At 64.7% G+C, this 19,803-nt stretch carries 20 protein-coding genes and 1 pseudogene; 7 read left to right on the forward strand and 14 right to left on the reverse strand.

Annotation, left to right across the window (positions count from 1 at the left end):
* Positions 1–118: 118 nt before the first annotated feature.
* From JHD07_RS08505 to JHD07_RS08515, 3 genes are all read left to right on the forward strand, one after another.
* The gene (locus JHD07_RS08505) at positions 119–1,414 is read left to right on the forward strand and encodes a lytic murein transglycosylase (RefSeq protein ID WP_291621018.1); all 1,296 of its coding nucleotides are present in this window, start codon (positions 119–121) and stop codon (positions 1,412–1,414) included.
* Between the two features lie 241 nt (positions 1,415–1,655).
* Positions 1,656–2,159: a DUF1993 family protein gene (locus JHD07_RS08510; protein WP_291621020.1), complete on the forward strand. Its 504-nt coding sequence runs from the start codon at positions 1,656–1,658 to the stop codon at positions 2,157–2,159.
* 181 nt (positions 2,160–2,340) lie between these two features.
* Positions 2,341–3,441 (forward strand): alkene reductase, encoded by a 1,101-nt coding sequence (locus tag JHD07_RS08515; protein ID WP_291621022.1) that lies wholly within the window; start codon positions 2,341–2,343, stop codon positions 3,439–3,441.
* Between the two features lie 248 nt (positions 3,442–3,689).
* On the opposite strand, the gene JHD07_RS08520 is transcribed toward JHD07_RS08515, so the two are convergent.
* The 7 genes and pseudogenes from JHD07_RS08520 to glpD all read right to left on the reverse strand — a co-directional run bounded on the left by JHD07_RS08520 (position 3,690) and on the right by glpD (position 11,395).
* Positions 3,690–5,432 carry an ABC transporter substrate-binding protein gene (locus tag JHD07_RS08520; RefSeq protein ID WP_291621057.1) on the reverse strand — a complete coding sequence of 581 codons (1,743 nt, stop codon included), beginning with the start codon at positions 5,430–5,432 and terminating at the stop codon, positions 3,690–3,692.
* Positions 5,433–5,562: 130 nt separating this feature from the next.
* Entirely contained in the window at positions 5,563–5,892 is a 330-nt protein-coding gene (locus JHD07_RS08525; protein WP_291621025.1) for a DUF2160 domain-containing protein, read from the reverse strand.
* Between the two features lie 10 nt (positions 5,893–5,902).
* Positions 5,903–6,709 carry a carbohydrate ABC transporter permease gene (locus tag JHD07_RS08530; protein WP_291621027.1) on the reverse strand — a complete coding sequence of 269 codons (807 nt, stop codon included), beginning with the start codon at positions 6,707–6,709 and terminating at the stop codon, positions 5,903–5,905.
* Positions 6,709–7,611 (reverse strand): annotated as a pseudogene (locus JHD07_RS08535) (sugar ABC transporter permease). Before JHD07_RS08535 ends, JHD07_RS08530 begins: the two are co-directional and overlap by 1 nt.
* Entirely contained in the window at positions 7,611–8,696 is a 1,086-nt protein-coding gene (locus tag JHD07_RS08540; RefSeq protein WP_291621029.1) for an ABC transporter ATP-binding protein, read from the reverse strand. The pseudogene JHD07_RS08535 and the gene JHD07_RS08540 overlap by 1 nt, the downstream one beginning before the upstream one ends.
* A 12-nt stretch (positions 8,697–8,708) precedes the next feature.
* Positions 8,709–9,848, reverse strand: coding sequence for an ABC transporter ATP-binding protein (locus tag JHD07_RS08545; protein WP_291621031.1), 1,140 nt, complete (start codon positions 9,846–9,848; stop codon positions 8,709–8,711).
* Positions 9,845–11,395: a glycerol-3-phosphate dehydrogenase gene (glpD, locus tag JHD07_RS08550; protein WP_291621032.1), complete on the reverse strand. Its 1,551-nt coding sequence runs from the start codon at positions 11,393–11,395 to the stop codon at positions 9,845–9,847. The genes JHD07_RS08545 and glpD overlap by 4 nt, the downstream gene beginning before the upstream one ends.
* A gap of 282 nt (positions 11,396–11,677) precedes the next feature.
* Here glpD and JHD07_RS08555 point away from each other — a divergent pair, with 282 nt between their 5' ends.
* From JHD07_RS08555 to JHD07_RS08565, 3 genes are all read left to right on the forward strand, one after another.
* Positions 11,678–11,929, forward strand: a complete 252-nt coding sequence (locus tag JHD07_RS08555; protein ID WP_291621034.1) for a type II toxin-antitoxin system Phd/YefM family antitoxin — start codon at positions 11,678–11,680, stop codon at positions 11,927–11,929.
* Positions 11,929–12,345, forward strand: a complete 417-nt coding sequence (locus JHD07_RS08560) for a type II toxin-antitoxin system VapC family toxin (RefSeq protein WP_291621036.1) — start codon at positions 11,929–11,931, stop codon at positions 12,343–12,345. The genes JHD07_RS08555 and JHD07_RS08560 overlap by 1 nt, the downstream gene beginning before the upstream one ends.
* A gap of 127 nt (positions 12,346–12,472) precedes the next feature.
* Positions 12,473–12,898, forward strand: a complete 426-nt coding sequence (locus tag JHD07_RS08565; RefSeq protein WP_291621038.1) for a type II toxin-antitoxin system VapC family toxin — start codon at positions 12,473–12,475, stop codon at positions 12,896–12,898.
* Between the two features lie 4 nt (positions 12,899–12,902).
* Here JHD07_RS08565 and JHD07_RS08570 read toward each other — a convergent pair whose 3' ends face one another.
* Both JHD07_RS08570 and JHD07_RS08575 read right to left on the reverse strand, forming a co-directional pair.
* Positions 12,903–13,748: a DeoR/GlpR family DNA-binding transcription regulator gene (locus tag JHD07_RS08570; RefSeq protein ID WP_291621040.1), complete on the reverse strand. Its 846-nt coding sequence runs from the start codon at positions 13,746–13,748 to the stop codon at positions 12,903–12,905.
* Positions 13,749–13,867: 119 nt separating this feature from the next.
* The gene (locus tag JHD07_RS08575; RefSeq protein ID WP_291621042.1) at positions 13,868–14,554 is read right to left on the reverse strand and encodes an HAD-IA family hydrolase; all 687 of its coding nucleotides are present in this window, start codon (positions 14,552–14,554) and stop codon (positions 13,868–13,870) included.
* A 155-nt stretch (positions 14,555–14,709) separates the two neighbouring features.
* Between JHD07_RS08575 and JHD07_RS08580 the strand changes: the two genes are divergently transcribed.
* Positions 14,710–15,162 carry a nuclear transport factor 2 family protein gene (locus tag JHD07_RS08580; RefSeq protein WP_291621044.1) on the forward strand — a complete coding sequence of 151 codons (453 nt, stop codon included), beginning with the start codon at positions 14,710–14,712 and terminating at the stop codon, positions 15,160–15,162.
* Positions 15,163–15,276: 114 nt separating this feature from the next.
* Here the strand turns inward: JHD07_RS08580 and JHD07_RS08585 are convergent, their stop codons facing one another.
* The 5 genes from JHD07_RS08585 to JHD07_RS08605 all read right to left on the reverse strand — a co-directional run.
* Positions 15,277–15,468 carry a hypothetical protein gene (locus JHD07_RS08585; protein ID WP_291621045.1) on the reverse strand — a complete coding sequence of 64 codons (192 nt, stop codon included), beginning with the start codon at positions 15,466–15,468 and terminating at the stop codon, positions 15,277–15,279.
* Between the two features lie 234 nt (positions 15,469–15,702).
* Positions 15,703–16,113 carry an acyl-CoA thioesterase gene (locus tag JHD07_RS08590; protein ID WP_291621047.1) on the reverse strand — a complete coding sequence of 137 codons (411 nt, stop codon included), beginning with the start codon at positions 16,111–16,113 and terminating at the stop codon, positions 15,703–15,705.
* 7 nt (positions 16,114–16,120) lie between these two features.
* Positions 16,121–18,217, reverse strand: coding sequence for a 3-hydroxyacyl-CoA dehydrogenase NAD-binding domain-containing protein (locus JHD07_RS08595; RefSeq protein ID WP_291621049.1), 2,097 nt, complete (start codon positions 18,215–18,217; stop codon positions 16,121–16,123).
* Positions 18,218–18,219: 2 nt separating this feature from the next.
* Positions 18,220–19,503 carry an acetyl-CoA C-acetyltransferase gene (locus JHD07_RS08600; RefSeq protein ID WP_291621051.1) on the reverse strand — a complete coding sequence of 428 codons (1,284 nt, stop codon included), beginning with the start codon at positions 19,501–19,503 and terminating at the stop codon, positions 18,220–18,222.
* A partial coding sequence (locus tag JHD07_RS08605; protein WP_291621054.1) for an acyl-CoA dehydrogenase domain-containing protein occupies positions 19,503–19,803 on the reverse strand: 301 nt, incomplete at its 5' end. The genes JHD07_RS08605 and JHD07_RS08600, both read right to left, overlap by 1 nt.

The raw sequence follows: 19,803 nt of genomic DNA on the forward strand, positions 1-19,803 counted from the left end.
TCTCGAGATTCAGGGTTCGCCCTACGGGCGCCCCGGAATGACGAAGAGATGGCTTGCGCAGCCCACTTCCATTAAGCTTCATTCAGAATCCAAGCGTCCCCTCCCCGCCGGAAACTTCATGCTCCAGACCCGACTTGCGATCGCGGCCGTTGTTTTCGCTGCGCTGTCCTTTCCCGCATCCGCCCAGTTACCCCCGCCATCCGCCAAGCCCGCAGCACCAAAAGCCTCCGTGCCGCGCGCGGCCTCCTGCCACAATGGCGCGAGCTTCGATCGCTTCCTGGCCGAGGTGAAGCAGCAGGCGCTCGCGGCCGGCGTGTCGCAGCGCACGATCGCGGAAGCCTCGCCCTACCTCGTCTACGACCAGGGCATCGTCTATCGCGACCGCGGCCAGCGCGTGTTCGGTCAGCTCTTCACCGAGTTTGCCGGCCGTATGGCCGCGCCCTATCGCATGCAGAACGGCCAGCAGCACATCAAGCAATACGCGGCTGCGTTCGCACGCGCCGAAAAGGAATATGGCGTGCCGCCCGCCGTGATCGCAGCGTTCTGGGGCCTGGAGAGCGATTTCGGCGCCAACATGGGCAACCTGCCGACGCTGAAATCGCTGGTGTCGCTGGCCTATGACTGCCGCCGCTCGGAGATGTTCGTGGGCGAGACCATCGCGGCGCTGAAGATTATCGACCGCGGCGATTTGCATCCCGACGAGATGATCGGCTCTTGGGCCGGCGAGCTCGGCCAGACGCAATTCCTGCCCGTGCACTACGTTAACTACGCGGTCGATTATGACGGCGACGGGCGCCGCGATTTGTTGCGCTCGCCGGCCGACGTGATCGGCTCGACCGCGAACTACATCGCCAACGGCTTGAAGTGGCGGCGCGGCGAGCCGTGGCTGGAAGAGATCAGGGTGCCGCCGAACCTGCCGTGGGACAAAACCGATCTCACCGTGCGCGAGCCGCGTTCGACATGGGCGCAACTGGGCGTCACCTATCCCGACGGTCGGCCGCTGCCAAACGACAGTCTCGCCGCATCCGTGCTGCTGCCGATGGGGCGAACTGGTCCGGCCTTCCTGGCCTATGCGAATTTCGCGGCCTACACCGAGTGGAATAACTCGCTGATCTACGCGACGACCGCGGGCTATCTGGCCTCGCGCATTGCCGGCGCGGCGCCGATGCGCAAGCCGTCGACGCCGGTGGCGCAGCTGCCGTTCAACGAGCTCAAGGAATTGCAGCAGTTGCTTGTTCGCGCCGGCTTCAATGTCGGCAAGATCGACGGCGTGCTGGGCCAGCAGAGCCGCGCCGCCGTGAAGGCGATGCAGATCAAGTACGGCCTGCCGGCGGATTCCTGGCCGACCGCCGAGTTGCTCGCCCGCATGCGCGGCGGCACGGCCCAGGCGCCGCCCCAGGCGACGATCCGCTAAACCCTCCTCCGTCATGCCCCGGCTGGACCGGGGCATCCAGTACGCCGCGGCCTATCGATTCAACCCAAACTGTCTCGGCGTACTGGATCGCCCGGTCAGGCCGGGCGATGACAGCGAGGATGACGCGTAGAATTTTCGCATCGGACAAGCCCTTCCTGCGATTGTATTTTTCCATGAGGCTCCCATGTGAGTGGCTCAGGTTTTCTCCTGAAATTCCCCACCATTTTGAAGCGAGCATCACATGTCCTTCTACGACGCCGTCGTCCCCGCCTATTTGCAGATGCTGAACAGCGTGACCGGGCTGCTCACCAAGGCTGAGGCGCATTGCGCGGCCAGGAAGATCGACCCGAGCGTGTTGCTGGGCTCCCGGCTGTTTCCGGACATGCTGCCGCTGTCGCGGCAGATCCAGCTGGTCAGCGATTTCGCCGCCAAGGGCTGTGCGCGGCTGACCCACAGCGAGGTGCCGACAACGCCCGATACCGAGACCAGTTTTGCGGAATTGAAGCAGCGGCTGGCCAGGACCATCGACTACGTGAAGTCGTTCAAGCCCGAGCAGTTCGAAGGTGCCGAAGTGAGGGACGTCACCTTTCCGGCAGGCCCGGACAAATCCATCACCATGAAGGGCCAGCAATTCTTCAGCTCTTTCTCGCTGCCGAACTTCTATTTCCACGCCGCGACCGCCCACGGCATCCTGCGCCACAACGGAGTCGAAATCGGCAAGCGCGATTTCATGGGCACGAACTGACCTGTCGAACCGCGCAGCGGCCGGGAGCAGAAAACCGCCGTCATAGCCGGCGCTGCACACGATTTATGCTACGCGGACCCCGCCGCGTAGCTCGCCTGCACTTTCCGTATGGCTCGTCCCTTGCGCCCGATGCCGCGATGCACAAGTGTTCGGGACCTCTCACCGCCTGGAAGCATTGCCCATGAGCCGTTCGACCAAATTGTTCGAGACCTACAAACTCGGCCCCATCACGCTGGCCAACCGCCTGGTGATGGCGCCGTTGACGCGCAACCGCGCCATACCCGGCACCTTCGTGCCCGGCCCGCTCGCCGCCGACTATTATGCCCAGCGCGCCTCCGCCGGGCTGCTGATCACCGAGGCGAGCCAGGTCTCGCAACAGGGCCAGGGCTACCAGGACACCCCCGGCATCTACAGCAAGGACCAGGTCGCCGGCTGGCGCAAGGTCACCGACAAGGTGCATGAGCGCGGCGGCAAGATCTTCATCCAGCTCTGGCATGTCGGCCGCATCTCGCATGTCGATCTCCAAGCGAATGGCGCAGCCCCGGTGGCGCCGAGCGCGATCCGCGCCAAGGGCAAGACCTTCGTGAACGGCGGCTTCGCCGACGTCTCCGAGCCCCGCGCGCTCGAGCTTTCCGAAATTCCTGCAATCATCGACGACTTCAAGCGCGCGGCGAAGAACGCGCTGGAGGCCGGGTTCGACGGCGTCGAGATCCACGGCGCCAACGGCTATCTGCTCGAGCAGTTCGCCAAGGACGGCGCCAACAAGCGCAGCGACGCCTATGGGGGCTCGATCGAGAACCGCGCGAAACTGATGCTCGAGGTCTCCAAGGCGGTCGCAGCTGAAGCCGGCGCCGAGCGTACCGGCATCCGCATCTCGCCGGTGACGCCGGCCAACGACATCTCGGATTCGAACCCGCAGGCGCTGTACGATCACATCGTCGACGGCCTCAGCGCGCTGAAGCTGGTCTATCTCCACGTGGTCGAAGGCGCCACCGGCGGGCCGCGCGACATCGCGCCGTTCGACTATGCGTCGTTGCGCAAGCGCTTCTCGGGCGCCTACGTCGCCAACAACGGCTACGACTTCGATCTCGCCACCAAGGTGCTGGACGCGAACGCGGCCGACCTCATCGCCTTCGGCAAGCCGTTCATCTCCAACCCCGACCTCGTCGAGCGGCTGAAGCAGGGCGCCGCGCTGAACGACTGGGACAAGAACACGTTCTACGGCGGCGGCGCCAAGGGCTACACCGATTATCCGACGCTGGCGGCCGAGCCGGCGGAGTAGTTTCTTCTCCACACATGACGCTGTCATGCCCCGCGAAGGCGGGGCATCCAGTAATCACCGGTGGCGAGATTCAACCGATAGGCCGCGGCGTGCTGGATTGCCCGCCCCTGTGCGCCATTGCGCACCAGGCGGGCAATGACACCGAGAATGCAGAACGTGCGTGCCACAAGCTTGCCATCACAAGCGCCAAAAGAAAAAAGGCCGGGATCGCTCCCGGCCTTTCGTGTTTGTGATTCTATGAGCGCCGCTTACTTCGCTTCCGCGCGCTTCGGGGGAGTGGCCGGCCACGACTTGATCAGCGTGTCGTAGTCCACCGTCTCGCCCTTCGGCTTTTCGTTGGCGAGCTTGCGCTGGGGCGCGATGGTGCCGTCCTTCTCGGCCTTCGCGAACCAGTACTCCGGCTTCTCCTTCTTGTTGAGCTTCGGACCGCAGGCACCCTGCACGCCTGATTTCTCCAGGCGCTCCATGACGGAGTCCTGCGCGGCGGCCAAAGCGTCCATTGCGGCTTGCGGCGTCTTCGCACCGGACGACGCGTCGCCGATGTTCTGCCACCAGAGCTGCGCCAGCTTCGGATAATCAGGCACGTTGTTGCCGGTCGGGGTCCACTGCACGCGGGCGGGCGAGCGGTAGAACTCGATCAGGCCGCCGAGCTTCGGCGCACGCTCGGTGAACGACTTGTCCCAGATGTCGGATTCGCGGACGAAGGTGAGACCGACATGGCTCTTCTTCAGGCTCACCGTCTTGGAGACGATGAACTGGAGATAGAGCCAGGCCGCCTTGCGGCGGTCCGGCGGTGTCGACTTCAGCAGCGTCACGGAGCCCGCGTCCTGATAGCCGAGCTTCATGCCTTCCTTCCAGTAGGAGCCGTGCGGCGAGGGAGCCATGCGCCATTTCGGCGTGCCGTCCGCGTTCATCACGGCGATGCCCGGCTTCACCATGTCGGCGGTGAAGGCGGTGTACCAGAACATCTGCTGGGCGATGTTGCCCTGCGCCGGCACGGGGCCGGACTCGGAGAACGTCATGCCCTGCGCCTGCGGCGGCGCATACTTCTTCATCCACTCGAGATATTTGGTGATCGAGTAGACCGCCGCCGGGCCGTTGGTGTCGCCACCACGCTCGACCGAGGAGCCGACGGGGCGGCACCCTTCCATGCGGATGCCCCATTCGTCGACCGGCAAACCGTTCGGAATGCCCTTGTCGCCGTTGCCGGCCATCGACAGCCAGGCGTCGGTGAAGCGCCATCCGAGCGAGGGGTCCTTCTTGCCATAGTCCATATGGCCGTAGACCTTGACGCCGTTGATCTCCTTGATGTCGTTGGTGAAGAACTCGGCGATGTCCTCGTAGGCGGACCAGTTCACGGGCACGCCGAGCTCGTAGCCGTACTTGGCCTTGAACTTGGCCTTGTAGTCGGGGTTGGTGAACCAGTCGTAGCGGAACCAGTAGAGGTTGGCGAACTGCTGGTCGGGCAGCTGATAGAGCTTGCCGTCCGGCCCGGTGCCGAACGACTTGCCGATGAAGTCGTTGACGTCGAGCATCGGATTGGTGACGTCCTTGCCCTCACCGGTCATGTAGTCCGACAGCGCGACGGTCTGGCCATAGCGGAAGTGGGTTCCGATCAGGTCGGAATCGTTGATCCAGCCGTCATAGACGTTCTTGCCGGACTGCATCTGGGTCTGCAGCTTCTCGACGACGTCACCTTCCTGGATGAGGTCGTGCTTGAGCTTGATGCCAGTCAGCTCGGAGAATGCCTTGGCGAGCGTCTGTGCCTCGTATTCGTGGGTCGTGATGGTCTCGGAGACGACGTTGATCTCCATGCCCTTGAAGGGTTCGGCGGCCTTGGCGAACCACTCCAGCTCCTTCTTCTGGTCTTCCTTCGACAGCGTCGAGGGCTGGAATTCGGCGATCCACTTCTGGATCGTCGCCTCGTCGGCGGCGCGAACCGGAGCCGAGAGGGCGAACGAGACCGCAACGATCGCGGCAGCGCTCGACATCGTCAGAAAACTGCTCTTGGTCAATGGACCTTTCCTTCTCCTAAACTGTCGCATGGTGTTCCTCCGTTGCAGCGACAAACTTTTATACAGGCCCGGGTTGGTCCCGGACCTGGCCGTCCCTTCGCGAGCTTCAGACCGTGCGGAAGATGAGCACGGCCGTTACCAGCGAAATTCCACTTGCGAGCCACAGGCTCGAAATCTCGAACCCCTCCTCGCCGATCGGCAGCGTGGCGAGCGGATCCGTGCCGACGAGACCGATCCACGCGAGGTGAATGACGGCGGCCACGATCAACGAGACGAACAGGCGATCGCCGCGCGTGGTCGGGATGCGCAGCACGCCGACCCGCTCGGCCTCCGGATAGACCGCGGCCAGCCAGGTCATGACCGCGAGCGTGCAGCCGAGCGCGGCGAAGAAGATCGCCGTCGGCAACGTCCAGGCCATCCATGCGATTGACTCCATGATCGCCTCCTTAGACCCGGCCGAGCGCGAAACCGCGCGCGATGTAATTGCGGACGAACCAGATCACGAGCGCGCCCGGGATGATGGTGAGCACGCCGGCCGCCGCGAGCAGACCCCAGTCCATGCCGGCCGCCGACACCGTGCGCGTCATGATCGCCGCGATCGGCTTGGCATGCACCGAGGTCAGCGTGCGCGCGAGCAAGAGCTCGACCCACGAAAACATGAAGCAGAAGAAGGCGGCGACGCCGATGCCGCTCGCGATCAGCGGCACCAGAATCTTGATGAAGAAGCGGGGGAAGGAATAGCCGTCGAGGAAGGCGGTCTCGTCGATCTCGCGCGGCACGCCGGAGACGAATCCTTCTAGGATCCACACCGCGAGCGGAACGTTGAAGATGCAGTGCGCCAGCGCGACCGCCCAGGGCGTATCGAACAGGCCGATCGCCGAATAAAGGTTGAAGAACGGCAGCGCGTAGACCGCGGCCGGCGCCATGCGATTCGACAACAGCCAGAAGAACAGATGCTTGTCGCCGAGGAAGCGGTAGCGCGAGAAGGCGTAAGCCGCCGGCAAGGCCACTGCGATCGAGATGACGGTGTTGAGGACCACATAGGTCAGCGAGTTGATGTAGCCGGAATACCAGCTCTCGTCCGTGAAGATGCGCTGGTAGTGCTGCAGCGTCGGGGTGTGCGGCCACAGCGTCATCGTCGAGACGATCTCGCTGTTGGTCTTGAAGCTCATGTTGACGAGCCAGTAGATCGGCAACAGCAGGAAGATCAGGAACAGCCCTATGATGAGGCGACGGCCGGGGATCGAATGCATCACGCGGCTCCTTCCTTGACCGCACGCTCGGTGCCGGCATTGGTCATGACCGTGTAGAAGATCCAGCAGACGATCAGGATGATCAGGTTGTAGACGAGCGACAGCGCCGCGGCCTTGCCGAGGTCGAACTGGCCGAGCGCGATCTTGACGAGCTCGATCGACACGAAGGTCGTGGAGTTGCCGGGCCCGCCGCCGGTGACGACGAACGGCTCGGTGTAGATCATGAAGCTGTCCATGAAGCGCAGTAGCACCGCGATCAGCAGCACGCGGTTCATCTTCGGCAGCTGGATCGCCTTGAACACGGCCCAGCGCGAGGCGCCGTCGATCTGGGCGGCCTGGTAATAGGCCTCCGGGATCGACTACAGGCCGGCGTAGCAGAGCAGCGCAACGAGGCTGGTCCAGTGCCAGACGTCCATCACGATGACGGTGACCCAGGCGTCGACGTCGTTGGAGACGTAGTTGTAGTCGATGCCCATGGCGTTGAGGGTATAGCCGAGCAGGCCGATGTCGGGCCGGCCGAAGATCTGCCAGATGGTGCCGACCACGTTCCACGGGATCAGCAGCGGCAGCGCCAAGATCACGAGGCAGGCCGCGACGGTCCAGCCCTCGCGCGGCATCGACAGCGCGACGACGATGCCGAGCGGCACCTCGATCGCGAGGATCACCAGCGAGAAGAACAAGTTGCGGCCGAGCGAGGCGAGGAAGCGCCCCCCGAGATCGGTCGAGGGATCGAGCAGCTCCTTGAACCAGCCGACGCCGTTCCAGAAGAACTGGTTGTTGCCGAAGGTGTCCTGCATCGAATAGTTCACCACCGTCATCAGCGGCAGCACCGCCGAGAAGGCGACGACCAGGAACACCGGCAGCACCAGGAACCAGGCTTTTTGGTTGACGGTCTTGTCCATCAGGCGGCTCCCTCCACCAGAAGGCTGTCGGCATAGACGTGAACGTGGGACGGATCGAATTTCAGCCCGGCATTGCCGTCCGCACTCGAGAAGCCGGCCGGCGCGCGCGCCGCGAGCTTGGCGTCACCGAAGCGCGCGCGCGCAAAGCGGATGCGGCCGAGATCGTCGAGGCGCTCGATCTTCGCCGTCAGCAGGCCGGGCGCCGGCGCAACGACCTCGACGAATTCGGGACGCACGCCGATCTCGATCTTCGCGCCTGAAGGCAGATTGTCGTAGGCGCGGTTCAGCGCGATGACGTGACCGCCGACCTTCGCCTCGCGTCCCCTCACCTCGGCCGGCAGGATGTTCATGCCGGGCGAGCCGATGAAATAGCCGACGAAAGTGTGGGCCGGCTTCTCGAACAGCTCGGCCGGGGTGCCGCTCTGCACCACGCGGCCATCATGCATGACGACGACGGTGTCGGCGAAGGTCAGCGCCTCGGTCTGGTCGTGGGTGACGTAGATCATCGTGAGATCGAGCTCGCGATGCAGCGCTTTCAGCTTGGAACGCAGTTGCCATTTCAGCTCGGGATCGATCACCGTCAGCGGCTCGTCGAACAGCACGGCGGCGACGTCGGAACGAACGAGGCCGCGGCCGAGCGAGATCTTCTGCTTGGCGTCGGCGGTGAGGCGCGTCGCCTTGCGATTGAGATAGGGCTCGAGATCTAGCAGGCGGCCGATCTCGGCGACGCGCTTGTCGATCTCGGCCTTCGGCACGCCGCGGTTCTTCAGCGGGAACGCCAGGTTCTGCCCCACCGTCATGGTGTCGTAGATCACCGGAAACTGGAACACCTGGGCGATGTTGCGTTTCTGGGTCGACAGCGGCGTGATGTCCTTGCCGTCGAACAGGATCTTCCCGCGCGACGGCGTGATGATGCCGGAGATGACGTTGAGCAGCGTGGTCTTGCCGCAGCCGGAGGGCCCGAGCAGCGCATAGGCGCCGCCCTGCCGCCAGGTCATGGTTACAGGCTTGAGCGCAAAGCTTTCCGGCGGCGCATCGTTGCCGCCGTAGGAATGGGCGAGATCGACGAGGTCAATGCGGGCCATGGCGCATCTCCCTCAGGCGCTTCTGACTGTTGAGGCGTTTTCTTCGCGCGAACCGCTAGGCGCTTCGCTTGAAAACGCCATGCCGGGAGCCGCGACCAAGCGGTCGGCGGCGTCGAAGACGAAGATATCATTGGGGTCGAGCACGGCATCGAGCGTCTGGCCGGGCTCGAACTCGTGCACGCCGTGCAGCACCGCCACCCAGTTCGACCCGCCCCGGGTCAGATGCACGAAACTCTCCGAACCGGTGATCTCGGTCACGGTGACGGTGGCGTGGAAGGCGTGACGATCGGCCTCGCCATCGGCGAGGGCGAGCTGATGCGCCCGGAAGCCGACGCGATAGGTCCCGTCGGCAAGGCCAGCGTAAAGACCGGAGGCCGGCGAGGCCGTGCCGCCTGCATATTGGACGGAGCCGTTCTTCTTCTCGATGCCGACGAGGTTGAGCGGCGGATCGGAGAACACCTGCGCGACGCGCAAGGTTTGCGGCCGGCGGTAGACGCTGGTGGTCTCGCCTATCTGCAGCGCCTGCCCCTCCCACATGCAGACCGTGTTGCCGCCGAGCAAGAGCGCCTCGGTCGGCTCGGTGGTGGCATAGACGAAGATCGCGCCCGAGGCCTCGAAGATCCGCGGCAGCTCGGCGCGCAGCTCCTCGCGCAGCTTGTAGTCGAGATTGGCGAGCGGCTCGTCGAGCAGCACGAGGTCGGCGCCCTTGACCAGCGCACGCGCAATCGCGGTCCGCTGCTGCTGTCCGCCCGAGAGCTGGAGCGGCGTGCGCTTCAGGAACGGCTCGAGCCGGAGCAGCTTCGCCGCCTCGGCGACCCGCGCCTCGATCTCGTCGCGCGGCTTGCCCTGCACGCGCAAGGGCGAAGCAATGTTCTCGTAGACCGTCAGTGAGGGGTAGTTGATGAACTGCTGATAGACCATGGCGACCGAGCGCTTGCGGACGTCGGCGCCGGTGACGTCCTTGCCGTTGACCACCACCTTGCCGGTGCTCGGCTTGTCGAGCCCGGCGAGCAGCCGCATGATCGAGGTCTTGCCCGACAGCGTCGGCCCGAGCAGGACGTTGAGGGTTCCGCTCTCGAGAGTCAGGGAGACATCGCGGATGTGCTCGATACCCTCGACGGTCCGGGTCACGTGATCGAGTGTCACGGTCATGAGCGTCCTCCCGCTTCCCGCAGGGGAGTTTGCTGCACGGCATGGCTCCTGATCCAGTCGTCAAGCGCCGCGATCTCGTCGGCAGATAGTCGCAGGCCGAGTTTGGAACGACGCCAGACCACGTCCTCGGCGGTGACGGCCCATTCATGGGCCATGAGATAACGGACCTCGCGCTCGGTCAGCGTCGCGCCGAAAGCCTGGCCGAGATCGGCCAATGATTTCGCATCGCCGAGCAGCTTCATCGCCCGCGTGCCATAGGCGCGCGCGAGCCGCCGCGCATGCTCGTGGCTGAGGAACGGATAGCCGCGCTGGAGCTCGGCGATCAGGCCGTCGATGTCCGACACATTCATGTCGCCGCCGGGTAGCGGCCATTTTCCGGTCCAGCCCTCGCGCGCTTTCGCACTGCGAAGATAGGGCGCAAGGCGTTCCAGGGCCTCTTCGGCGAGTCTCCGATAGGTCGTGATCTTGCCGCCGTAGATCGACAGCAGCGGCACCCCGCCGGGCGTGTCGAGCTCGAACACGTAGTCGCGCGTCGCAGCCTTGGCTTCGCTCGCGCCATCGTCATAAAGCGGCCGCACGCCGGAATAGGTCCAGACCACGTCGTCCGGAGTCACGGGCTTGGCGAGATATTCGCTGGCCGCAGCGCAGAGATATTGGATCTCTTCTTCCGTCGCCTTCACCTTGGCGGGGTCGCCGTCGTAGTCGCGGTCGGTGGTGCCGATCAGCGTGAAATCGTCCTGGTAGGGAATGACGAAAATGATGCGGCCGTCGGCATTCTGGAACATGTAGGCGCGGTCGTGGTCGTAAAGCTTCCTGACCACGATGTGCGAACCCTGCACCAGGCGCACCTTGGCTTTCGCATTAATGCCGGCGCCGCGGCCGAGCACGTCCTCGACCCAGGGACCGCCGGCATTGACGAGCGCGCGGGCCTGGATCGACGAGCGCTCCCCGGTCAGCGTGTTGATCATGCTGACGGTCCAGGCGCCCTCCGACTGGCGAATTTCGGTGGCGCGGGTGCGGGTACGGATCTCGGCGCCCTTGTCGGCGGCATCGCGGGCGTTGAGCACGACGAGACGGGCGTCGTCGACGAAGCAGTCCGAATATTCGAAGGCGCGGCTGTAGCGATTGGGGATCAGCGGCTTGCCGACCTCGTCACGCCCAAGATCGACCGAGCGCGTGGGGGGCAGCAGATGGCGGCCGCCGATGTGATCATAGAGGAACAGGCCCAGCCGCAGCAGCCAGGCCGGGCGCAGGCCGGCGTGATGCGGCAAAACGAAACGCAAGGGACGGATGATATGGGGCGCGATGCCCCACAGGATCTCGCGCTCGATCAGCGCCTCGCGGACCAGCCGAAACTCGTAATATTCGAGATAGCGCAGGCCGCCATGCACCAGCTTGGTCGACCAGGACGACGTCCCGCTCGCCAGATCGTTCATTTCGCACAGGAAAACTGTGTTGCCACGGCCCACCGCATCGCGCGCGATGCCGCAACCGTTAACACCGCCTCCAATGATGGCGAGATCGAAAATACGCTCCAACAGACGCATCCCCCGGCGACCGCTCGTTCCGTCGAGCGGCTACTTTCGTTTTTGATTAGATCACACCGAAAAACGAAAGCAAGATGAAAGATAGGCGAAAGGAAGCGAAAGAGTTGGCTTTGCCGCGGCAGCGAGACGGATGGATCAGCAGGAGGCCGGACACAATTCGAGGCAAACTTAACTGGACGGCGTCGGCCCGGCCCCTGCGGACACGCACCGAGTCTTGAATGTAGAAACATATCTACATAAGTTCGGGCCATGAGGTACGCGAAGGCAAAGAGGCGCTGACGGATGGTGACCACACTGACCAGCCGAGAATTCAATCAGGATACGAGCGGCGCGAAAAAGGCGGCCTCGCAGGGTCCAGTCTTCATTACGGATCGTGGCCGCCCCGCCCATGTCCTGCTGACGATCGAGGAATATTTGCGCCTGAGCGGCGGACAGATGAGCCTTGCCCAAGCTTTGGCGGAGGCGAACGCGGACTTCGATTTCGATCCGCCTCGCATGGACGGCGGAATATTCAAGCCCGTTGATCTCGACTGATGTTCCTCCTGGACACCAACGTCATTTCCGAACTGCGGCGGCCGGATAGAGCGGATCGCAACGTGCTCGCCTGGGCCAACGCCGTGCCTGCGACAAACTTCTTCATGTCCGCCATCTCGATCCTTGAAATTGAAGTCGGGGCACGCCTGATTGAACGCAAAGACGCGACGCAGGGTGCTGTCTTGCGCGCCTGGATCGATGGCCAAATTCTGGCCCGCTTCGAGGGGCGGATTCTGGCGATCGATACGGCCGTGGCTCAGCGCTGCGCACAGCTCCACGTTCCCAACCCGCGAGCCGAACGTGACGCCCTCATTGCGGCGACTGCGCTCGTTCACGGCTTGACAGTCGTGACGCGCAACGTGGGGGATTTCGAACCGACGGGCGTTCCGCTGCTCAATCCTTGGGGCGCCGGCTAACCGCGCCCTTGAATAGTCAGACGCACAAGATCGACCGCGCTCAAGCCGGCCCGCAGATGATCACCCGGCGACGCGGCGCGGACCTCGACCTTGAGCGCGTGCACGACGCACCACGCGATGAAATGCCGTGAACCTGTTGCTCGACATCAACGTGCTCTCGGAGATTCAGCGGCTCGTGCCTTCGCCGACAGTTGTGGCGTGGCTCGATACGATCGATGAGGACCGTACATTCATCAGCGTCGCCTCGATCGCCGAACTTCGCCGCGGCATCGCATGGCTCGAGGACGGCCGCCGGCGCACCGCGCTGGCCGCCTGGCTTGCCCACGATTTGCCTGCGCGGTTTGCCGAGCGCGTCCTGCCGATAGACCAGACAGTGGCCGAGCGCTGGGGTGACCTGATGGTGCAGAGCCGCAGGAGCGGCGTCGCATTGTCCGTCATGGACGGCTTCTTTGCGGCGACTGCGCTGGTCAACGATCTCATGCTCGTCACACGTAACGTGAAGGATTTTGCGGCCTTCGGCGTTCCGCTGCTCAATCCTTGGGACGGCGTGTAAACACCTATCTCAGCCGCACCACCGGTGCGGCCTCCGGCGCCGCATCCTGCACCTCGGCCGGCGCATCATCGACCTCCGCCCCCTTCGGCAGCGCTTCGACTACCTCGATGCCCTTGCTGTGGCAGATGGTGGCGAGGCGCTCGGGAAGCTCCTGGTCGGTGACGAAGGTCTGGATCTGGGTGATATGGGCGATGCGCACCGGCGCGCTGCGGCGGAGTTTTGTCGAATCGGCGACCAACATGACGCTGCGGGCATTGGCGATGATGGCCTGCGCCACCTGCACCTCGCGATAGTCGAAGTCGAGCAAGGCGCCCTCCTCGTCGATCGCGGACGCACCGATGATAGCATAGTCGACCTTGAACTGACCGATCAGTTGCGTCGCGGTCGACCCGACCACCCCGCCGTCGGCGCGCCGCACCGTGCCGCCGGCGACCACCACCTCGATGCGGGGATGGCGGTAGAGCAGCATCGCGACGTTGAGATTGTTGGTAATGACGAGCAGGTCCTCGTGCGAGGTCAGCGCGCTCGCGACCTCCTCCGTCGTGGTGCCGATGTTGATGAACAGCGAGCAGCCGTTCGGGATCAGCGAGGCGGCGGCAGCCCCAATCGCCTTCTTCTCGTCGGCGGCGACGAAGCGGCGCGCCTCATAGGCGAGGTTCTCCACGCCCGAGGCGATGATGGCGCCGCCATGGATGCGGGTCAGCGACCTCCGCTCGCAGAGATCGTTGAGATCCTTTCGGATGGTCTGCGCCGAGACCTCGAAGCGGCGCGCGAGCTCCTCGACCATGACGCGGCCGGAAGCACGCGCGAGGTTGAGGATTTCGGCTTGGCGATGGGTCAATCCGGTCACGGCAACGGCCTCAAATCAGGGGACGCATGGTGCGGCGGTTCGCGCCTTCGGTCAATGCGCACCGATCAAGGTTAACGAATGAAGGGTCCGCGCCACGCCGTTTCCTACCACGCCATGTCTTACCACCCCATGGCGCTCGCAAGACGCGCGAGCAACGCCGGGTCGTCGAAAGCGCTGGCGGACGCGACCGCGCCTGCTGCAACCAGGTCAGTATGGCTGAGGCTGGTACGGATGCCGATGGTCGGGATCCCCGCCGCCGTTGCGGATTGCACGCCGGTGCGGGAGTCCTCAAATGCGATCGAGGCGTGCGGGCTCGCGCCGACGAAGCGCAGCCCTTCCTGATAGGGCAGCGGATGCGGCTTGCCGTGCGGCAGCTCGGCGCCGATCACAAGCGCCTTGAAGCGATGCGTGATGCCGAGGCCGGAGAGCAGCAGTTCGGCGTTGAGACGCGGCGCGTTGGTCACGGCGACCATGGGGATGCCGGCGTTGTCGGCGCGGTCGAGCAGCGCCATCAGGCCCGGCAGCGGTGCGATCTGCCCGGCCACCAGCGTGCGGAAGACCTCCTCCTTCTCGTCGAGGATCAGGGCGCGCCGTTCCGGCGCCTCATCCGGCAGAAAGCGCTCGCCGATCGCGACATTGGCGAAGCCTTGCAGCTCCCTGGAGAAGCGCGCGTGATCGAACACATGACCGTGAGGGCCGAGCACCTGATTGAAAGCCTTCAAGTGCAACGGATCCGTGTCGGCAAGCGTGCCGTCGATGTCGAACAGCAACGCCCTGCCCATCGCATCATGTTTGGCCTCGATCATTTCCGTACTTTCCCGAAGGCGCGACGCATCGATGCGGAAGACGTATCAATACCGCCTCGATCGCGCAACGACGCATGCGCATGACCGGCCATGCGACACTCGACAAAGCCGCTCGCGACTGCAACACTCGGTGCAAGATCAAAAAGGAGGAAACCATGACGATCAATAGACGCGATCTGGCGCTCTCGACCCTCGCCGTCTCTGCACTGGCGTTTGCGACGCCCACGCTCGCTGCTTCGCCGGATGAGGAAGCCGTTGCAAAGAAAGTTGAGGCCTTCCGCCTTGCCCAGATCGCGGCCGATCCGAAGGCGCTGGGCGGCTTGTGCGCGGAGGAGCTGAGCTACAGTCATTCCAGCGGCAAGGTCGAGGACAAGGCAACCTTCATCGCCAACGCCACCGACGGCAAGTCGAAATTCCTTTCGATCGAATACAAGGACCCGACCATCAAGGTCGTCGGCCCCGCGGCGATCGTGCGCTTCCACTGGCTGGGCGAACAGGAAATGGCGGCCGACGGGAAGAAAGTATCGACCAATCTTCACATCCTCATGAACTGGCAGAAGCAGGGCGACGAGTGGAAGCTGCTGTCGCGGGCTGCGACGAAGTTGTGACCAACGACATCATTCCGGGACGCGCGGAGCGCGAACCCGGAATCCATTGGTCGGCAATTTCTGCAGCACGATAGATTCCGGGTTCGCGCTCCGCGCGCCCCGGAATGACGGCAGCTACGCCGCCTCTTTCAAATCGCCGTTAACCAGCTTGCGCGCGGCGCGCTCGGCTTCGCGGGCGTTGCGGAAGAGCTGGCCTTCGAGGCGGTTGAAGCGATGGGATGAGGCAAAAAAGCAATAGCCTCCTTGAGAGCGAACGACGATACCTGCGGTCTGCGAATTGACTTCGATGATGTAGCTGTCCGGCATGGTCCGTTGATCCCTCAGTGCGGGCAAATAACGGCAATCGTGCCTGAAGGTTCCCAGGCATTAGAGGCCGTACCCAACCCCGAATCGACACGCTAGGTAGTACGCGGGGACCTCATCCGTTTTATGACTGGTTCTTGACTGGTTTTTGGCGAAGCCCCGACGGGAGTGGCGGGATGCGCCGCCTTTGCGAACTGCGCCGCCACGTCGCGAGATGAGGCAGAGCGCCGCGCGCGATTACGTCGCAATGGGCGGATCGTTTCGCTCGATCGGCTGCGGCCGGCCTTGGTCGTCGATCGAGACATAGGTGAAGTTGCCGTCGGTGACGAGGAAGGGATGCAGCTCCTTGCGCCGCAATGCCCAGGCCTCGAGATGCACCGTCAGCGAGGTTCGTCCGACGCGCACGAGATTGGCGTACACCGAGACGAGATCGCCGACGTAAACCGCTTTGCGAAAGTTCATCGCCTCGATCGCAACCGTCACGGTGCGCGACCTCGCAGCCTTCGAGGCGAACACGCCGCCGCCGACGTCCATCTGGCTGAGCAGCCAGCCGCCGAAGATGTCGCCGTTGGCATTGGTGTCGGCCGGCATCGCCAGCGTGCGGATGCAGAGATCGCCGCTCGGCCCGGCCGTGGCTTGTTCGCTCATATCGCTCTCACTTGAAATTATCCCAGCCCGGATCAGGCGCGAAGCGCTCGCCAAATCGCTCGGCCAGCGCGCGCAGGGTGGATACGACGTTCTCGACGCCGCGCGTGCGCGCATAGTTCAGCGGGCCGCCGCGGAACGGTGCATAGCCGGTGCCGAAGATCATGGCGCCGTCGACCGCGTCGGCATCGTCGACGATGCCCTCGCGCAGCGCCGCGACGCAGACATTGGACATCGGCAGCACCAGGCGGTCGATCATCTGGTCGGTCACGCGCGGCCCGGTCTCGGGAAGCTGAGCCTTCTCCGCCTTGCCGTCCTTCCAGGTGTAAAAGCCCTTGCCAGTCTTGCGGCCGAGCTCGCCCTTGGCCACCTTCTCGCGCAGCCAGGCCGGCGTCGGCGGCAGGAGATCGCCGAACTTGGAGCGCAGCATGTCGCCGACGTCGAGGCAGATGTCGAGCCCGACCTGATCGGCGAGCTCGATCGGCCCCATCGGCATACCGAACTGCTCGGCCGCGGTGTCGATCAGGCGCTGGTCGATCTTCTCGTCCAGCATGACCATGGCTTCCAGCATGTAGGGCGTCCGCGCCCGGTTGACGAGGAAGCCGGGCGAGCTCTTCACGGGAAGCGGCAGGCGGTCGATCGCGCCGACGAAGGCGAGCGCCTGTTTCAGCACCTGTGCATCGTTGCCGTCATGGCTGACCACCTCGACCAGCTGCAGCCGCGACACCGGGTTGAAGAAATGCAGGCCGACCAGCCGCTCCGGCCGCGCCAGCGTGGTGCGCAGGTCCTGCAGCGGAATACTGGACGTGTTGGTCGCAAGGATCGCGTCCGGCTTCATACGTGGCTCAAGGCCGGCATAGACCTTCTGCTTCAGCTCCAGCTTCTCCGGCACCGCCTCGATGATGAGATCGGCGTTGCGGACGCCCTCGCCGTCCATATCCGGGATCAGGCGGTCGAGTGCGTCGCGTACCTCGGTTCGCTTGCGGATGATCTTGCCGTAGAGCTCGGCTGCGCGTTTCACCGCTGCTGCGATCGGCTCCGGCTTCATGTCGGCGAGCGAGACGCGAAGGCCCTGTCCGGCGACCCAAGCCGCGATGTCGCCGCCCATGGCGCCGGCGCCGATGACGTGGACATGCTTGACTGCGTTGCCCGAGCCGGCCGTCTTCTTCATCTGCTCGCGCAGGAAGAAGACGCGGATCAAATTCTGCGCGGTCGGCGTCACCATCAGCCTGGCGAAGGAGGCCTGCTCGGCCTTCAGCATCGCGGCCTTGTTGCCGCCATGCGCCTCCCAGAGATCGATCAGCGCGTAAGGCGCTGGATAATGCTCGCGCGAGGCAGCCTTCGCCGCCTCCGAGCGCATGCGCTTGGCCAGCAGACCACGCACCGGGCCGAGATTGGCGGCGCGCGTGAGCAGGCCGTGCTTGGCCCGCTGCAGGCGTCCGAACAGCGCATCCTTCACCGCGCCCTGGACATGCCGCTCCTGGGTCACGGTGTCGACGAGTCCAAGCGCCTTGGCACGGCGCGCATCGACGGTGCGGCCGGTCAGCATCAGCGCCATCGACTGGGTCGAATTGACCAGCGCGGTGAAACGCGCGGTACCGCCGAGGCCGGGATGCAGGCCCAGCATCACCTCCGGGAATCCGAAACGCGCACCGTCGATCGCGATGCGGGCCTGGCAGGCGAGCGCCACCTCGAGCCCGCCGCCGAGGCAGAAGCCGTGGATGACCGCGACCGTCGGGAGCTTGAGCGCTTCCAGATGGTCGACCACCGCATGCGCGGCACGGATACGCGTCTCCACCATGCCCGGGTCGGATGCGCCGCGGAACTCGTTGACATCGGCGCCCGCGATGAAGCCGGACGGCTTTGCCGAGCGGATCACGAGACCGGCGGGGCGCTCGGTCTCGATCGCCGCGAGCACGGCGTCGAATTCCTCCATCACATCCGAGGACAGCGTGTTCGCGCTGGCATCGGCACGGTCTAACAGCAGCCAGGCGATGCCATCGGCATCGCGCGTCAGCTTGAAATGCTTGTACGGACTGTCCGTGGCGGGCTTGGGCCCGAGCTCCAGCACGCGATCGCCGAGCGCGGTCATGATCCTGGAATCCATGGTCACACCGCCTCGATCAGCATGGCGCCGCCGAGCCCGCCGCCGATGCACTCGGTGGCAATTCCGCGCCGCGTGCCAAGCCGCTTCATCGCATTGACGAGATGCAGCACGATGCGATTGCCGGAGGTGCCGACAGGATGGCCGAGCGAGATGGCGCCGCCGTCGACGTTGAGCCTGTCACGGTCGATCTCACCGGCGGCGCCGTCCAGCCCGAGGATCTCGCGGCAGAATTTGTCGTCGTTCCAGGCGGCGAGGCAGCCGAGCACTTGCGTTGCGAACGCCTCGTTCAGCTCCCAGGTCTCGACATCCTTGAGGGTGAGGTCGTTGCGCTGGAGCAGCGGCGTCACCGACATCACCGGACCGAGTCCCATGATGCTGGGATCGAGCGCGGCCCAATTGCTGTCCACGATCGCCGCTTTCGGCGTCAGCTTGTGTTTTGCCACGGCGGCGTCGGAGGCCAGGATTACCCAGGAGGCGCCGTCTGTGATCTGCGAGGAATTGCCGGCGGTCACCTGTCCCCAGGGGCGCTCGAACACCGGCCGAAGCTTTGCGAGTGACTCGGCCGTGGAATCCGGGCGCACGCCGTCGTCATGGTCGAAGAACTTGCCGTCGCGGGAGAACGCGGTCTCGACCTCGCCCTTGAGAAAACCCGCGCCTTGCGCATGCGCGAGGCGGCGATGACTCTCGGCGGCATAGGCATCGGACTGTGCGCGCGTGATGCCGAAGAGATGGCCGACCACCTCGGCGGTCTGGCCCATGTTCAGCTCGGTGACGGGATCGGTCAGCCCGCGCTCGAGGCCGATGACCGGCTTGAGATCGCGCGGGCGCAGCTTGAAGGCCGCCGCGAGCTTGGCGGCCACGCCCTTGGCGGTGGCGAGGCCGGCGAACCAGCGCACGCCGGAATTCGGCCAGACCAGCGGCGCGTGGCTCAGCGCCTCGGTGCCGCCGGCAAGGATCATGTCGGCATGGCCTTCACGGATGTAGCGGTAGGCAGTGTCGATCGACTGCATGCCGGAGCCGCAATTGATCTGCACGGTGAAGGCGACCATGTCCTCGCCCATGCCGAGCCGAAGCGCGGCGACCCGGGCCGGATTCATCTCGTCCGCAATCACGTTCACGCAGCCGAGGATGACCTGGTCGAAGCTCTCGGGCGAGAACGGCTGGCGCGCCAGCAGCGGCCGGCCGCACTGCACGGCAAGATCGACCGGCGTGAACGGACCGGGTCCCGAACGTGCCTTCAGGAACGGCGTCCTGCTGCCGTCGACGATGAAAACCGGTCGTGCCATCAGCTCGCCGCCCTCTGTTCACCGAGTTCCTGGAAGAACTGATGCACATCGCCGGCTTTCTTGTAAATCGGCGACAGCGCCTCCGGCGCAAAATCGTCGACTTCGATCACTGCATTGACGGCTTCGCGGGCCGCGGCGAGCTGCTCGCCCTCGGCTTGCGTGATCACCCCCTTGGCGACCGCCTCCTTCCAGTCGCGGATTTGCGCGGCACGCAGGCGCCTCGCGATAGCGTCCGTACCGACGACCAGCTTGAAGGCCCGCTCCAGCCGGGCAAAGCCGCCGTCGTCATCGACATGGGCC

It is taken from the genome of Bradyrhizobium sp., from assembly GCF_016462955.1.
GTDB lineage: Bacteria > Pseudomonadota > Alphaproteobacteria > Rhizobiales > Xanthobacteraceae > Bradyrhizobium.

Excerpts from the sequence above, each read along its gene's own strand:
- JHD07_RS08505 (WP_291621018.1), top strand. The coding sequence starts at position 119 with ATGCTCCAGACCCGACTTGCGATCGCGGCCGTTGTTTTCGCTGCGCTG.
- JHD07_RS08510 (WP_291621020.1), top strand. The coding sequence starts at position 1,656 with ATGTCCTTCTACGACGCCGTCGTCCCCGCCTATTTGCAGATGCTGAAC.
- JHD07_RS08515 (WP_291621022.1), top strand. The coding sequence starts at position 2,341 with ATGAGCCGTTCGACCAAATTGTTCGAGACCTACAAACTCGGCCCCATC.
- JHD07_RS08520 (WP_291621057.1), bottom strand. The coding sequence starts at position 5,432 with ATGTCGAGCGCTGCCGCGATCGTTGCGGTCTCGTTCGCCCTCTCGGCT.
- JHD07_RS08525 (WP_291621025.1), bottom strand. The coding sequence starts at position 5,892 with ATGGAGTCAATCGCATGGATGGCCTGGACGTTGCCGACGGCGATCTTC.
- JHD07_RS08530 (WP_291621027.1), bottom strand. The coding sequence starts at position 6,709 with ATGCATTCGATCCCCGGCCGTCGCCTCATCATAGGGCTGTTCCTGATC.
- JHD07_RS08540 (WP_291621029.1), bottom strand. The coding sequence starts at position 8,696 with ATGGCCCGCATTGACCTCGTCGATCTCGCCCATTCCTACGGCGGCAAC.
- JHD07_RS08545 (WP_291621031.1), bottom strand. The coding sequence starts at position 9,848 with ATGACCGTGACACTCGATCACGTGACCCGGACCGTCGAGGGTATCGAG.
- glpD (WP_291621032.1), bottom strand. The coding sequence starts at position 11,395 with ATGCGTCTGTTGGAGCGTATTTTCGATCTCGCCATCATTGGAGGCGGT.
- JHD07_RS08555 (WP_291621034.1), top strand. The coding sequence starts at position 11,678 with ATGGTGACCACACTGACCAGCCGAGAATTCAATCAGGATACGAGCGGC.
- JHD07_RS08560 (WP_291621036.1), top strand. The coding sequence starts at position 11,929 with ATGTTCCTCCTGGACACCAACGTCATTTCCGAACTGCGGCGGCCGGAT.
- JHD07_RS08575 (WP_291621042.1), bottom strand. The coding sequence starts at position 14,554 with ATGATCGAGGCCAAACATGATGCGATGGGCAGGGCGTTGCTGTTCGAC.
- JHD07_RS08580 (WP_291621044.1), top strand. The coding sequence starts at position 14,710 with ATGACGATCAATAGACGCGATCTGGCGCTCTCGACCCTCGCCGTCTCT.
- JHD07_RS08585 (WP_291621045.1), bottom strand. The coding sequence starts at position 15,468 with ATGCCGGACAGCTACATCATCGAAGTCAATTCGCAGACCGCAGGTATC.
- JHD07_RS08590 (WP_291621047.1), bottom strand. The coding sequence starts at position 16,113 with ATGAGCGAACAAGCCACGGCCGGGCCGAGCGGCGATCTCTGCATCCGC.
- JHD07_RS08595 (WP_291621049.1), bottom strand. The coding sequence starts at position 18,217 with ATGGATTCCAGGATCATGACCGCGCTCGGCGATCGCGTGCTGGAGCTC.
- JHD07_RS08600 (WP_291621051.1), bottom strand. The coding sequence starts at position 19,503 with ATGGCACGACCGGTTTTCATCGTCGACGGCAGCAGGACGCCGTTCCTG.